General features: G+C 61.9%; 13 protein-coding genes. 8 read left to right on the forward strand and 5 right to left on the reverse strand.

Going from position 1 to position 14,542, the window contains the following annotated elements; genetic code table 11:
- Positions 1-267 precede the first annotated feature (267 nt).
- On the forward strand, positions 268-960 hold the full coding sequence (locus WN982_RS22835; RefSeq protein ID WP_341317963.1) for a transposase DNA-binding-containing protein: 693 nt from the start codon (positions 268-270) through the stop codon (positions 958-960).
- A gap of 928 nt (positions 961-1,888) precedes the next feature.
- Here the strand turns inward: WN982_RS22835 and WN982_RS22840 are convergent.
- From WN982_RS22840 to WN982_RS22850, 3 genes are all read right to left on the reverse strand, one after another.
- The gene (locus tag WN982_RS22840) at positions 1,889-2,395 is read right to left on the reverse strand and encodes a metal-dependent hydrolase (RefSeq protein WP_341317964.1); all 507 of its coding nucleotides are present in this window, start codon (positions 2,393-2,395) and stop codon (positions 1,889-1,891) included.
- A 156-nt stretch (positions 2,396-2,551) separates the two neighbouring features.
- Positions 2,552-2,893 (reverse strand): sugar ABC transporter ATPase, encoded by a 342-nt coding sequence (locus WN982_RS22845; RefSeq protein WP_341317965.1) that lies wholly within the window; start codon positions 2,891-2,893, stop codon positions 2,552-2,554.
- Positions 2,894-3,197: 304 nt separating this feature from the next.
- Positions 3,198-4,349: a porin gene (locus tag WN982_RS22850; protein WP_341317966.1), complete on the reverse strand. Its 1,152-nt coding sequence runs from the start codon at positions 4,347-4,349 to the stop codon at positions 3,198-3,200.
- 626 nt (positions 4,350-4,975) lie between these two features.
- On the opposite strand from WN982_RS22850, the gene WN982_RS22855 reads away from it, so the two are divergent.
- Positions 4,976-5,512: a hypothetical protein gene (locus WN982_RS22855; RefSeq protein WP_341317967.1), complete on the forward strand. Its 537-nt coding sequence runs from the start codon at positions 4,976-4,978 to the stop codon at positions 5,510-5,512.
- 195 nt (positions 5,513-5,707) lie between these two features.
- Here WN982_RS22855 and WN982_RS22860 read toward each other — a convergent pair whose 3' ends face one another.
- Positions 5,708-6,142, reverse strand: coding sequence for a hypothetical protein (locus WN982_RS22860; protein ID WP_341319384.1), 435 nt, complete (start codon positions 6,140-6,142; stop codon positions 5,708-5,710).
- Between the two features lie 236 nt (positions 6,143-6,378).
- Between WN982_RS22860 and WN982_RS22865 the strand changes: the two genes are divergently transcribed.
- The 6 genes from WN982_RS22865 (at position 6,379) to ggt (ending at position 13,239) form a co-directional block, all read left to right on the forward strand.
- Complete coding sequence (locus WN982_RS22865; RefSeq protein WP_341317968.1) at positions 6,379-7,095, forward strand: CDP-alcohol phosphatidyltransferase family protein; 717 nt, start codon at positions 6,379-6,381, stop codon at positions 7,093-7,095.
- Positions 7,092-7,913: a 2OG-Fe(II) oxygenase gene (locus WN982_RS22870; protein ID WP_341317969.1), complete on the forward strand. Its 822-nt coding sequence runs from the start codon at positions 7,092-7,094 to the stop codon at positions 7,911-7,913. Before WN982_RS22865 ends, WN982_RS22870 begins: the two co-directional genes overlap by 4 nt.
- Positions 7,910-8,929 (forward strand): flippase-like domain-containing protein, encoded by a 1,020-nt coding sequence (locus tag WN982_RS22875; RefSeq protein ID WP_341317970.1) that lies wholly within the window; start codon positions 7,910-7,912, stop codon positions 8,927-8,929. The genes WN982_RS22870 and WN982_RS22875 overlap by 4 nt, the downstream gene beginning before the upstream one ends.
- Positions 8,930-8,954: 25 nt before the next feature.
- On the forward strand, positions 8,955-9,719 hold the full coding sequence (locus tag WN982_RS22880) for a phosphocholine cytidylyltransferase family protein (protein WP_341317971.1): 765 nt from the start codon (positions 8,955-8,957) through the stop codon (positions 9,717-9,719).
- A gap of 193 nt (positions 9,720-9,912) precedes the next feature.
- A complete protein-coding gene (locus WN982_RS22885) occupies positions 9,913-11,316 on the forward strand; it encodes an MFS transporter (RefSeq protein ID WP_341317972.1) in 1,404 nt (467 codons plus the stop codon).
- Between the two features lie 189 nt (positions 11,317-11,505).
- A complete protein-coding gene (ggt, locus tag WN982_RS22890; protein ID WP_341317973.1) occupies positions 11,506-13,239 on the forward strand; it encodes a gamma-glutamyltransferase in 1,734 nt (577 codons plus the stop codon).
- Between the two features lie 107 nt (positions 13,240-13,346).
- Here ggt and WN982_RS22895 read toward each other — a convergent pair whose 3' ends face one another.
- Positions 13,347-14,384 carry a trypsin-like peptidase domain-containing protein gene (locus WN982_RS22895; protein WP_341317974.1) on the reverse strand — a complete coding sequence of 346 codons (1,038 nt, stop codon included), beginning with the start codon at positions 14,382-14,384 and terminating at the stop codon, positions 13,347-13,349.
- Positions 14,385-14,542 lie beyond the last annotated feature (158 nt).

Genomic DNA, 14,542 nt, shown 5'->3' on the forward strand with positions numbered 1-14,542 from the left:
TTGGCGGCGGCATTTTTCTGTGCGCCTACGGCGTTGGCCTTTCCTTGATTTGTTAGTGGTCTATTAGCGTCGCCCCTGTGCGGGGCAGGCACTTACTTTCTTTGCCGCCGCAAAGAAAGTAAGCAAAGAAAGCGGCTTCACACCGCTAGCTCCTAAGCGGGTCCCCTGGCTTGGAGCTCAGGATTACCCACATCTGTGCCGGGATAGCGCTTGTAAACAGCTTGAGGTGGTGTTAACTTGAGGCACCGCCACAGGAACCAGACGCAATTGCCTTCGACCGAGAATCAGGATGACCAGGACGACTGGGCCGACATCGAATTCGGTGCGGCAAATCTGGGCGATGCCCGTTTGACGAATCGGCTCGTTGCACTGGCACGCCGGCTTGCCAGCACACCGGACTGCTCGTTTCCACGCTCCATGGATGCCGCCGAACTCAAGGCGGCCTATCGCTTCTTCGATAACGACCAGGTCGATACGGACGGTGTGCTTGCACCTCACGTAGACCAGACGCTCAAGCGCATGACCCAGGTGCCAGTCGTGCTCGCGGTGCAGGACACAACCGAATTCAACCTGACGCATCTGGGCGCGACCGAAGGCCTGGGCTACGGCACGGGCAACCAGTCGCGCGGCTTCATGCTGCACAGCCTGCTGGCCGTGACACCGGAAGGCCTGCCGCTCGGCGTGCTGGGCATGAAGACGTGGGTGCGCGATGACGCAGATCTGGGCCGCAGGCGTCAACGCTCAAAGCGCGACTTCAATGACAAGGAAAGCGTTAAATGGGTTGAGGGTCTGAACCATCTGGCAGCCCTTAAGACCCGATGTCCCGATACGCGCATGGTGGGCGTGGGCGACCGCGAAAGCGACGTCTATGAAGTGTTCGTGGCCGAGCGGGGTGGCAACGCCTTCGCTAGGCGAAGTCGTACTGTGGATCGCCAAACTCGGCGGTTATCTGAACCGTAAGCATGATCACCCGCCCGGGCCCACCGTCATGTGGCGAGGGTTCCTGGTCCTTCACGAAATCACCGAGATGTACCGGATCTTTAGCCAGGACGGGTGATTCACATCACGAGATGTGGGTAATCCTGAGGGCTTGGAGGAGGCAGTGGAGCATCTGGAATCGGTGCTCTCGCACACTCCGCGCCGGTGACAAGGCAGTCATACTTCCGGCGGCGCTGCGCGCGCCGTGGCGGTACTTCACAAAACCGACGGGCTTGTTGGACGCTTCCGGCGCCTGCGGTTGTTCAGGCGTAGTGGCTTGCCTTTGCTGCGCTAGCGGCACTAGCGGCTGCGTTTCGTTCGGCACTTTTTCGGTGCCCGCGGCGGCTTGCACTCACGCCCCTGATGCCTCGCCGAGGCGCTAGCTCCTCACCCGGAGTGGGGATCGCCCTCGTACTCGCACACTCGGACGCCTCGCCGAGGCGCAGCCGACGGCCCCCACTGAACCAGAGCGAAGCCTCTGGTTTCCTTGGCAGCCCGTTCCATCGAGCACGCAGTGCAAGGCGGGAAAAATGACGCCGGAGGCGCACACGCCCCATCGGTGTTGAGAAGTACCGCCACGGCGCGCGCAGCGCCGCCGGAAGTATGACTGCCTTGTCACCAGCGCGGAATGTGCGAGAACACTGATTCCAGATGCTCCACTACCTCCTCCAAGCCAGGGGACCCGCTTAAGGGTTAGCGGTGTGAAGCCGCTTTCTTTGCTTACTTTCTTTGCGGCGGCAAAGAAAGTAAGTGCCTGCCCCGCACAGGGGCGAAGCTAATAGACCACTAAGAAATCAAGGAAAGGCCACCACCGCAGGCGCACAGACATAAAGCGCCGCGAAGGCAAAAAAACCAGGCAAAGTCCAACGCCGTAGACACCCGAACGCCGTAGGCAAAAAAAACCAACCACTCATCCAATTTTCAAATACCGCAGCAGCGAAAACCCATGCAGCCAGAAATGCTCGCCGACAAACCAGGCGGCAACCCACGAAGCAGCGACAACAATCAAATCGCAGTGCCCGCTATTCCACAAATTCAACGAATGACGCCCGGCAACCCACGGCACGCCGAGCGGATTCGGCCAATCAGCGAGCAAATGCATCAACCCACCGCAGGCAAACCCAAAAGCCGGCGCAGCATAAACCGAATGCCCGAGCCAGTGATAAGAAAAAGCCAGCAGCGCCAGCCAGCCAACCCCCCAATGCGTCAGCGTGCGATGCGTAATCCACAGCCGCCGTGCCCGCGACCACCAGGCCACTTCGAGCCAGTCCGGCGCCGTGCTCCCCGCCACACCGGCAACGAAACTCAACAGCACGCCGATATGAAACGACCCGCCGCCGCCCGCGCGCGCAACGATAGCCGCCGCGATAACGCCGGCCGCAAAACCAGTCGCGTGATGTGCTTTATTGGATGCCATCGAAGCTCGCGACGCAACGCGCCGCATGAAAGACAAAGGGCGGCTATGTTCGCAGATGCACGCGTAAAAAAATAGCCGAAGCGCGACTTCAAAAAAACACGCGCCGGCGCGAGCGGTGCACGACGAACAGCGCTACAAAACAGCGCGGCAAAAAACTCAGGTCGCGCAACGCGCAATATCGAAGCGCATTTCCGCTTCCGGTGGATCGTCCGGTGCATTCGCCGGGCGCATCACCTTGATGACCGAGCCGGCGTTCAACGGCGTCAGCGTGACGAAATATGAGTTGTTCGAATCCGAGCCGACCGCGATTTCAGTCGCGCCGCCGGCACGCGACATGCGCACGCGCGACAGGCGGTCCTGGAGGCAACCGGCGATATCGGCGGGAGCGCGCTGCGAAGACACATACATCATCGGCTGGGATGCATCGCGGGCGGGGCCGCCGGAAGAACCGCAGGCGGCGAGTAGAACAACGGGAGCAAGCAGGAGGCGTTTTTTCATGGTCCGATCGTCGGCGTCCCCGGTCGTGCACGGGAACTTGGGGCGCGGGCGAAGCGCGACGAGATTCACTGTAACGCCATGCTTCGCGACGAAGCCGCCGTTCAGCCACAACGACGTCGCAGCGAGGAAGGCAGCCGCGCCCAGTATACCCACCACGCGCTTGCGCTGCAGCTACCACTACGTGTCGAAACGTAACGTGTCGACACGTAGGCTCCATGAAAAAACCCGCACGTGATCGTGTCACGCGCGGGTTGGGCTGCAAACCGGATCGGTACATCCGGCCTGCACGTACCACCTGAAGAACTTAGAAACGGTGACGCAGGCCGACAGCCGCAGCAACCTGGTTGCCGGTCGATGACGGCGCGAGCGTGTTGATCGCCGCGACGTTCGAGCCGAAGTTGCCGAGTTGGCCCGATGCGTGCTGGTACACGCCTTCCAGGTATACGTCGGTACGCTTGCTCAGCGAGTAGTCGCCCTGCAGCGACACCGTGTGCCACTTCGGATCACCCGAGCCGTTCGAACCCGACATCTTGCCGTCGGTGAACGTGTACGAAGCTGCGAGGCTCAGGGCCGGTGTCAATGCATAGCGGCCGTTCAGCTCGTAGTTGTCCAGGTGCAGGTTCGTGCCCGCCACGCCAGGCAGCGTCGTGCCGCCGACGTCCACGCCGGTGATGCCGTCCAGCTGTGTATGCGTGTACACGAAGCCAGCGGTTGCCGGGCCATACGAGTAGTTGACGCCAGCGCCGAACGTGCGTTGCAGGTTGGCCGCGACAGCCGCGGTGCCGTCGCCTTGCGACACGGCGCCGCTCAGGTTGGAGCTGCCAGACTTGTTCAGTTGCAGGTAAGCAGCAGCAACGCTCAACGGGCCGTTGTCATACGAAGCACCGGCGCTCCATGCGCGGTTGTTCGAGAACTGGCCGGCCGAGTTGCTGAAGCCGTACAGGCCGCCGAACTTGAGGCCGGCGTAATTCGCGCTCGTGTACTTCACGGCGTTCTTGATCGAGAACGAGTTGTCGAGATTGTCGTTATCGAACGGGTGAGCGGCCAGATTGTTGCCGTAGCCCGCGCCCGCTTCCGACAGCGGCGCGAGGAAGTCGACCACGGAGTCATACTGACGGCCGAGCGTCAGCGCGCCGTACTGGTCGCTCTTCAAACCGACGAAAGCCTGACGATTGAACATCGTGCTGCTTTCCGAGTACTGGCCGTTGTTCAGATTGAAACCATTTTCCAACGTGAAGATCGCATGCAGACCGCCACCGAGGTCTTCACTGCCGCGCAGGCCGAAGTAGGTGTTCGACACCGAACCGCTGCCTTGCTGCCAGTTGCTGTGGCCGCCCTGGTTGTTCGAGTAGACGAGACCGGCGTCCAGCGTGCCGTACAACGTGACGCTGCTTTGCGCGTGAGCGGTAACGGCAAACGCGCCCATGATGCCCGCGACGATGAGGGTTTTTTTCATGTTTGGTAACTCCGAGACAGTGCATTAGAGAATCGCATTTCTGTGCTCACTGCCTATCCCCCGGCAGCCTGGCGATCCGCTGCGAAGTGTATTCCTGCTATTCATATCTTTAAGCGCATATGGCGCAACAATGAATTGGTGGATGCGGAATAGCGAATTTGAATTGTGTAAGTGCGAGTAAATAAAGAAGAAATATGTTTTAACAGACTTTCGCGAGTGGCTTGTCAATCTTTCTGGTGTTGCTCGATCGCGACGGCCTTGCTGTGCTTTGCCCTGCATGGATTGGGGTGTAATATTTCGCAATGCACGATTCCTCCGCTTTTCTGCAATGCACTCTTCCAATTCGTGTGGTCTTTCTCTGCGGCATCCGGTTCTACAATTCACTTCGCCCTTTGACCAAGGGTGTCTTTTTCATCTTTCTATACGCGGCTTTCGAGCCGCGTTTTTTTCGTCTTTTTATAATTGATTTATAATTTCCAGCAAAGAGGTGAAATAGATTATTTCGATTAACGGTGTTCTCTTCTGGACTTGTCCGTTCGTCATAGCGCCGCGTTCGGCGCGTGCGGGGCGGGTAGAATCGCGTGCTTGAGATGTGCTTGAGCCCCGCGACCGTGAGTGAACCTGCAATGACCGATACACCCCTTCCTTCGTCCGACACCGCTGCCGATTCCACGACGGAAGGCTCGTCTGAAATGCCCGAAACCCAGCACGAAGCGCGTCTGTGGCGCGACGATGGCTGGACCGCGCGCGTCATCAAGAACGAGGACGACGACGGCTGGGCCGTCGAAATGATCAAGGACGGCGAGCCGGAACCGGCGCTCGTCGGCCCGTGGACCATGGGCCGCAACAAGAAGGATCCGAAGCCGCTCGACACGTCGGCGTTCAACACGCTCGTGAAAACCGCGTCGGAAGTGCTGCGCCGCCATGAGCAGCAATTGCGCGCGCAGTTACATAAAGAGGTGCGAGTGGCCAGCGCCAACGGCGAAGACGAACTCGACATCACGCTGGATATCGTCCCCGATGAAGACGAGCCGTACGCGCTGCTGACCGCGCTCGACGCCTTCGGCGAACAGCTCGCGCAAGTGCAGGTCGCGCCGAACTTCAAGCTCAGCAAGGCGAGCGCCGCTGCGTGGGTCGAAAACGAGTTTCGCCGGCCGGGCTAATCCGGCGCATCGGTGGGGTACCTGACGGCGGATCCGGTGGGGATCAAGTTGTAGCAGGATAGTGGCGCGGTGCGTGCGGCATAGGTTCGCGGAGCACTCGCCAGAAACAGGTGAGGCCCCACGTGGGGGCCTCATCACTTCGTGGGTGCGCTTGTGTTGTGAATCCTCGCCGGCTTTACAGCCAACCGCCGCTCCTCAACTCCGCTTGCAGAAAATCGCCGTCACGAGCGGCGCCACGCGATGCACGATCGCCGTGCTGCCGGCCCCGGCAATCGCGCTCTGCACCTTGGACTCGCCGCCAAACACCACCACGCCGTAAGCGGATTGGGCTACCGGTTCGCCATCTCCGACGCGAAACATCGGGTCGTCTTTCTCGTAGCCGACCACCGCGAACACGCGAAAGCCGAACGCGGTCAGCTCGGCGCCCTGGGCTGGCGAGAATGCGTTGATCGAATTGCTCTCCACCCGCATCGGCTTCGGATCGATCATCTGCTGCTGGGCGAGGTCGGCGATGAACTGGTGGCCGCTCTCATTGCACGTCAATGGTGCGTCGAGTGCGGCGGCATGGCCGGTGAGCGGCAGCGCCGCAGCAGACAGCGCAAGGAGTACAGAAGAAAAGAAGCGTTTCATAAGCGTGAATGGCGACCCGTATTCGATGTGGTGTGTTCGCAACGGGCGGCTATTGGTCGAGACCCGGAGGACGTTGCGCATCGAAAAATCCGGTGTTACAGGCGCAACTGGACTCGCACTTTATCTCGATTCGGCAAATCTTGCTTTGCCGCTGCCACATTGCGGTAACGAATGGGTCTCCGGGAAACGTGTAGGGAGAAAGCAAGCTTTCAAAATCCCGTATATATTTCCGGATTATGAATTCGCAACAGAAAACTCCTATGAGCGTTCCGCCGCCCAGAACATGGGACGCGCGGCTTGCTCGCCGGCTCGTGACCCCGCTCGTGGACACGTGGGTCACACCGAATCACCTCACCACGCTACGCTTGCTGATCGGCGTTGCCGGTACGCTGTGCCTGGCTCATGGCGGCTTTGCGTGGGCCAATGCGGGTGCTTTCCTGATCGTGCTGTCGAACTTCGTCGATCATACGGACGGCGAACTCGCGCGCATCGGCGGCAAGTCGAGCCGGATCGGTCATTTTTACGACCTCGCGTGCGATGCCATCGTGACGGTAATGTTGTTCGTCGGCATGGGCATGGGCATGGGTGTCGGGGTAGCGCACTCCGGCGCGCTGGCAGTAGCGCCGGGTCTGCTGGGCGCCGTTGCCGGCGTCGCGGTCGCGTTGATTTTCTTCCTGCGCATGCGCATCGAGGAAATGGCGGGCAAAGCGGGCACCAGGCAGGCATCGGTCGGCGGTTTCGAAACCGAAGACGTGCTGTATCTGCTGCCAATTGTCACACTGACAAGTGCCGTGACGCCATTTATCGTGGCAGCGTCGATCGGCGCGCCGCTCTTTGCGATCTGGGTGGTTGTCGACTTCTGGCGCACCACGCGCCGGGCCGCTCGTCTGGCGGCGACTGCCACCGGCGCGTCTGAAGCTTCTAAAACCAGTCAAGTGTGGGCTAGCGAATGAGTACGCACGCCGAAGAAGACGTGATCTCGCCAATTTCTTTAGAACGTTCGCCAGGCTCGTCTCCGAGCATCACCGCACCCGATGCCGACCGTGCGGTCGCAAGCCGCACGCGCACGTTCGACAATCCGCGTCTGCGCAAGGATTTCGCCGATCAGGACGCGTTCCTGTATCTGGAAGACTTCCTCGCGCCTGAAGTCACCGTCCAGCTCGTCCAGAGCGCCCGCAGGCTTCTCGACGAGGTGAACCGCAACTATCTGCCGGGTCACAAGCAGGGCGGGAGCGTGAGCCGTCATACCATCGACCGCCTCGCGCCGTTCATCGCCGAGCTATACCGTTCGAAAGAGTTGATCGGCTGGCTCGAGCAACTGAACGGCGATAAGCTGCAAGTGTCGCCCGCGGACGATCCGCACGCATACGCGCTGTACTACTACACCCGCGCCGGCGATCACATCGGCTGGCACTACGACACGTCGTACTATGACGGCCGCCGCTACACGCTGCTGCTCGGCGTGATCGACGAATCGTCGTGCCGGCTCGACTACGAATTGCATACGCGCAATCCGGATGTGCCGGATCAGCCGGGCTCAGTGCAGATCCCGCCGGGCGGTCTGGTGTTCTTCGACGGCGACAAATTGCGTCATCGGGTCACGCCGGCCGGCGCAAATGAAATGCGCGTGTCGCTGACTTTCGAATACGTCACCGACCCGAACATGCGGCCGTGGCGCCGTTTCATCTCGAACATGAAGGACGCGATCGCGTACTTCGGTTTCCGTCAGGTTTTCCGTCAGATGGCCAGACGCGGCAAGGACCACGCATGACGCGCGTGGCCCTGATTCTGCTGTCGGTCGGGACGGCGCTTTTTGTCGGCTTGCTCGCATGGCAGGGTTTCGGTTCCGTCGCCTCGACGCTGCTCGCAGCGGGCTGGGGTCTCGCGCTTGTCGCGGCGTTCCATCTCGTTCCGCTGGTGCTCGACGCCGGCGCTATCGCGTTCCTGTTCCAGCGCCATCGCGACGACGTGCATCACGATCTGACGCTGCGCGACGCGCTGTTCGCGCGCTGGATCGGCGAATCGGTCAATAGCCTGTTGCCGGCCGGCCAGATCGGCGGTCCGGTCGTGATGGTGCGGCAACTCTCGCAGCGCGGCATGCGCATGCGCGATGCGGCGGCCGCGATCACCGTCAGCACGACCGCACAGGCGCTCGCGCAAATCGTTTTCGCACTGCTAGGGCTGCTGCTGTTCGGCGCCTACGCCGCGCACGGCGCGCTGCACGATCTGCGAACCGCGACGCTGATCGCCACCGGCGTGCTGGCCGCGCTGATCGCGGGCTTCTACTACGCGCAGCGGCGCGGCTTGTTCGGCCGTTTGCTGGGCGTCGTCTCGAAGATGTTCGGCAAGCGCGACTGGTCAGCGCTCATGACGCGCGCCGAGGCCGTCGACGCCGCCGTGCAGGCGATCTACCGCGAACGCCGCAGCGTCGCGATCAGTTTCGCGCTGAGCCTGCTGGGCTGGATCGTCGGCACGGTCGAGGTGTGGCTCGCACTGCGCTTTCTCGGCCATCCGGTCGACTGGGTCGATGCGTTGCTGCTGGAAAGCCTCGGGCAGGCGATCCGCGGCGCGGCGTTCATGATCCCGGGCTCGCTTGGCGTGCAGGAGGGCGGTTATCTGCTGCTCGCGCCGCTGGTCGGTTTGCCGCCGGATGCGGCGCTGGCTTTGTCGCTGGCCAAGCGCGCCCGCGAAATCCTGCTAGGCCTGCCGGGTCTGCTGGTTTTGCACTTCAACGAACGAAGCTGGCAACGGCGACGCGCCACGACGCGCGTGCCGGCTGTCGATTAATCCGTATTTTTTCAAAGGACCGCGCATGCGTGCCATCATCCTCGCAGCGGGCCTCGGCCTGCGTCTCCAGCAACCGCCGCAAGCGCAGTTCCCGAAGTGCCTGCTGCAGTTCGACGGCATGAGCCTGCTCGAACGGCATCTGCAAATGCTTGAAACGGCCGGCGTGACGGATGTCGTGCTGGCGCTCGGTTTCCAGCCGGAGTCGGTGCAAGCGGAACTGCAGCGGATCAACTGGCCGCATCGGGTGGAAACCGTGTTGAATCCGCGTTTCGACCTGGGCAGCGTGCTGACCGTGCATACGGTGGCCGAGGCGTTGACGCGCGGCGGCGACGTGCTGCTGATGGACGCCGACGTGCTGTACGACGAGCGCATTCTCAGCGCACTGGTGGCGGGCGAGACGGTTAACCGTCTGTTGATCGACCGTGATTTCGAAGCCGGCGACGAACCCGTCAAGCTGTGCCTGAAGGACGGCGTGCCCGTCGAATTGCGCAAGCAGCTCGCGGTCAATCTCGAGTACGACACGATCGGCGAATCGGTGGGGTTCTTCCGCTTCCGCGAAGAAACTGCCCGGCGCTTTGCGCAGATCGTTGCCGGTTATGTCGATAGCGGCCGGGCCAACATGCCGCACGAAGAAGCCGTGCGCGACTTGTTGCTGGAGCGCAGCCAGGTGTTCGATACGGCTGACGTGACCGGCGCGCCGTGGATCGAAATCGACTTCCCGAACGACGTCGCACGTGCGGGCACCGAGATTTTGCCGCAGCTCCAACCGCTGGTCAGCGCGTCGCGCTAAGGCTCGTTCCTGAATCATTGCCGCTGTAAGGCACGCTGTCATGCATCGTGATGCCGGCTGTATGCCGGCTCACGAGCGCGTCTGAAGTTCCTGCTTTTCGCTCCCTGAACACGCCGCTCAACAACATCTGTTGTCGATGCGATGCGATAATCGCGGCTTTACGCCGACGGCTTTGCCCTCCGTCGTCATGCCAATGCCTCTCGCTTTAGGCACTTTCATTGTTCCGTTGATCGTCGCGTGTGCGATGTTCATGGAAAACGTGGACGGCACGGTCATCGTGACGTCGCTGCCGGTTCTGGCGCGCGATCTCGGCCAGGATCCCATCACCCTCAAGCTCGCCGTGACGGCTTATGTCATCGGCCTCGGCGTCTTCATTCCAATCTGCGGCTGGGTCGCGGACCGCTTCGGTTCCCGCACGGTGTTTCGCACGGCAATCGGCATCTTCATGGCTGGCTCGCTGATGTGCGCGGCTTCCACGTCGCTCGGCACCTTCGTGGTTGCCCGCTTCGTGCAGGGCATCGGCGGCGCGATGATGGTGCCGGTCGGGCGCATCATCATTTTCCGCTCGGTGCCGAAGTCGGACTTCATTCGCGCGGTCAACTATCTGACGGTGCCCGCGCTGCTCGGGCCGGTGGTCGGACCGCCACTCGGCGGCTTCATCACGACGTATCTGCACTGGCGTCTGATCTTCTTCGTCAACATTCCGATTGGCCTGCTCGGCATCTGGCTCGCGAACAAGCACATCGCGAACGTGCGCGAAGCGCATCCTGGGCGGCTCGACTGGACCGGTTTCGTGCTGTCCGCGAGCGGGGCGTCGCTGTTCATGCTGGGCTTGTCGCTGGTGGGCGGCGAGCTGGTGTCGAACGCGGTTTCGATTTGCATGTGCGTGCTCGGCCTGGTGCTGCTGCTGATTTACGCGTTGTATGCGAGCCGTGTCGAATTGCCGGTGCTCGATTTGCGGCTGCTGCGCATTCCAAGTTTTCACGCGAGCGTGGTGGGCGGTTCGCTGTTTCGTATCGGCCTCGGGGCGGTGCCGTTTCTGTTGCCGCTTGCGTTGCAGGAAGGGCTGGGCATGACTGCGTTCAAGTCCGGGTCGATCACTTGCGCGTCCGCGTTCGGCTCGATCTTCATGAAGGCGGCCGCGTCGCGCATTCTTGGCCGCTTCGGTTTCCGCACGGTGCTGATGTTCAACGCGGGCTGCGCTGGGCTCGCCATTGCGGTCTACGGACTGTTCTTTCCCGGTACGCCGCATTGGCTGATCTGGTGTGTCGTGCTGTTCGGCGGCTTCTTTCCGTCGTTGCAGTTCACGTCGTTGAACACCTTGGCGTATGCGGATATTCCGAGCCGCGATGTCGGCCGCGCGACGAGTGTCGCGAGCGTGATCCAGCAGATTTCGTTGGGGCTCGGCGTGACGATTGCAGGCCTCGTGCTGCAAATCTCACATAACGTACAGGGTCATTCGACCATCGTCTTCTCCGACTTCTGGCCTGCGTTCCTCGTGGTCGGCCTGTTCTCGTTCATGTCGATTCCGGTGACTGCGCGGTTGCCGCAAGGCGCCGGCGATGAAATCGCTCGCGGCAACCGGGGCCGTGCCTGAACGCTCAGCGTGCTGCACCGCTCATGCCGCTGCTGAGCGCTCCGGCCTGACCTTTCCGTGCGTCTCTTTTTGTGTGCCGCAGCATGCGCACTACGGATATTGCGGCTTCGCAAAGGGACGGTTCGCATGTTATAAGCCCAAGACAGCTTTTTATTTGTCGTATGAAAGAGTCGTCATGGGGGATATTCAATGAGGTTGTTCCGCAACGCCAAGTCGTCCGCCAGCGGGTTCGCGCTGGTTGCACTCGTCTCCGTTTCCACCGGTTTTCTCGAGGCCACGCCCGCAGTCGCGAAGCCGCCCGCGAAAACTCAACCGGCCGTTCTCACAGCTTCCGCCATTGCGGTCGCCGACAAATACAGTGCCGACGCTGCTGAGCAGATCTTCAAGGAAGGCGGCAATGCCGTCGATGCGGCGGTCGCGATTGCCTTCACGCTTGCCGTGACGTATCCGGAAGCGGGCAATATCGGCGGCGGCGGTTTCATGACGCTGTATGTCGACGGTAAGCCGTACTTCCTCGATTATCGTGAGCGAGCGCCGCTGGCGGCCACCAAGAACATGTACCTCGACGACAAGGGCGAAGTCATCAAGGGGATGAGCCTGTTCGGCTATCGCGCGGTCGGCGTGCCGGGCACCGTCGACGGAATGTGGCAGGCGCAACGCCGCTTCGGCAAGCTCAAATGGAAGCAGGTGCTCGCGCCGGCGATTCACTATGCACGCGACGGCTTTGAAGTCAGCCAGCAACTGCAGGATCGTCGCGACGAGGCGGCGAAAGACTTCGCCGGCAAGACCAATTTCGACACCTACTTCGGCAATCTGAAGCAGGGCGTCAACTTCAAGCAGCCCGATCTCGCCGCGGTGCTGACGCGCATTTCGGATCAAGGCGCGAAAGACTTCTACAGCGGCAAGACGGCTGATCTGATCGCGGCTTCCATGCGCGGTCACGGTCTGATTACGAAGGCCGATCTGCAGCAGTACAAGGCGGTGTGGCGCCAGCCGATCCAGGCCGACTGGAACGGTTATCGCGTCTACACCGCACCGCCGCCGAGCTCGGGCGGTATCGGTCTCGTGCAACTGCTGAAGATGAAGGCCGACATTGCACCCGACTTCAAGGACGTCACGCTCAATTCTCCGCAATACGTGCATCTGATCGCGGAAATCGAAAAGCGCGTGTTCGCCGATCGCGCGCAGTATCTCGGCGATCCTGACTTCTACAAGGTGCCGATCGCGCAACTGACCGACGACGCGTACATCGCCAAGCGTGCCGGCGAAGTCAATCTGAACGCGCCTTCGGACACGAAGACCATTCAGGCGGGCCTCGGCACGTCGATGCCGGAGAAAGCGGAAACCACGCACTTCTCGGTGGTCGACAAATGGGGTAACGCGGTGTCGAACACGTACACGATCAATGGCTACTTCGGCTCGGGCGTGGTGGCGGACCGTACCGGCATCGTGCTGAACGACGAGATGGACGACTTCTCCGCGAAGCCGGGCGTTGCCAATATGTTCGGCGTGGTGGGTAGCGACGCGAATTCGATCGAACCGAAGAAGCGTCCGTTGTCGTCGATGAGCCCGACCATCCTGACCAAGGACGGCAAGGTGTCGCTCGTGATCGGCACGCCGGGCGGCTCGCGCATCTTCACGTCGATCTTCCAGGTGATCAACAACATTTACGACTTCAACATGCCGTTGGCTGAAGCGGTCGGCGCGATGCGTTTCCATCATCAGCTGTTGCCGCCGAATACGATCTTCTGGGAGCCGTACAAGCCGATCGACGGTGAACTCGCCAAGCAGATCGAAGCCAAGGGCTACACGCTGAAGGGGCAGGATTTCAGCGGCGATATCCAGGCGATCAAAGTCAACGGCGATACGCCGGAAGCCGCTGCCGATCCGCGTGGCCGTGGCGTGACGCGGGTGATCCAGTAAACGACTGATTTAAGCCGGACGGTGCGTCGTGGCGACGTGCCGCGTTTAACAAAAAAGCCTCGCGCTGATTTCGCGCGAGGCTTTTTTATTGCGGCGGAAGCGGTGAATCAGCTGGTCTGCTCGACCGGCGTCAACGTCAATTCGAGCCGCTGCGCACCGCGCAAAACCGTTATGTCGACGGGCTTGTCGATACGCGAGGAATCGAGCGTGCGTTGCAGGCTATCGACGTCTTGCACCGCGAGCGCGTCGATCGCGACGATCGTATCGTCGGTGCGCAGGCCGCCGAGCGCGGCCGGGCTGCCTTTGACGATTTCCATCACCTGCACGCCGCTCCCGGACGTCAAGCCGAAGTAGCGCTGAGTGCGGCGCGACAGTGGCTTCGTCGTCCCCGCCACGCCGATGTACGCGCGCCGCACGCGCCCGTGCGCAAAGATCTGCATGATGACCCACTTGGCGGTGTCGATCGCGGTGGCGAAGCAGATCGCCTGCGCGCCGGGGATGATCGCGGTGTTCACGCCGATGACCTGGCCCGCCGAATTGATCAGCGGACCGCCCGAATTGCCCGGATTGAGCGCGGCATCGGTCTGGATCACGTCGTAGATCATGCGGCCCGAGATCGACCGCAGCGAGCGGCCGAGCGCCGACACCACGCCGGTGGTGACGGTTTGCGCGAGCCCGAGCGGATTACCGACCGCGATCGCAATCTGTCCGACCTTGAGCCTCGACGATTCGCCGAGTTCGACGTGCGGCAAGGGCTCGGGCGAGCCGATGCGCAGCACGGCCAGATCGCTGTCCGGGTCGTCGCCGACCAGATCGGCATCGAATTTCGCGCCGTCGGCGAGCGTGACGCCGATGTGCGTGGCGCCATGCACGACGTGGCTGTTGGTGAGCAGGTAGCCGTCGGGCGTGAACAGGAAGCCGGAGCCGGTGCCGCCGCGCGCGTTGCGGCGACCCGCTTCGCCGGGCAGTTGGCGTTCGACGGAAATGAAGGCGACGGCCTGCCGGACGCGTTCCAGTGCGCTGATGACGGTGCGGGAATAGGCGTCGAGCAGAGCGTCGTCGGATAACGGATTGAGTGTTGGTGGCCCGGGGGCGTCGGACGCGGCGCGCGACAGGTCATCGATGAAGCTAGGGTGGCTTCCCATGGCGATGCTCCGGATGATCGGGAATGGAGATGCAGGGCGTCGCGTGGGTTTTCAAGAGCGGCGCAACCCTCGGTGCGCAGACGCTGCCTGTGAGACACTTTCCCGTGCCAGCCTGCGCCGCCGCGCCTGCGGGAATCTCGGCGCCCGGTGCGTCATGG

The sequence above is a fragment of the Paraburkholderia sp. IMGN_8 genome, assembly GCF_038050405.1.
Lineage (GTDB): Bacteria > Pseudomonadota > Gammaproteobacteria > Burkholderiales > Burkholderiaceae > Paraburkholderia.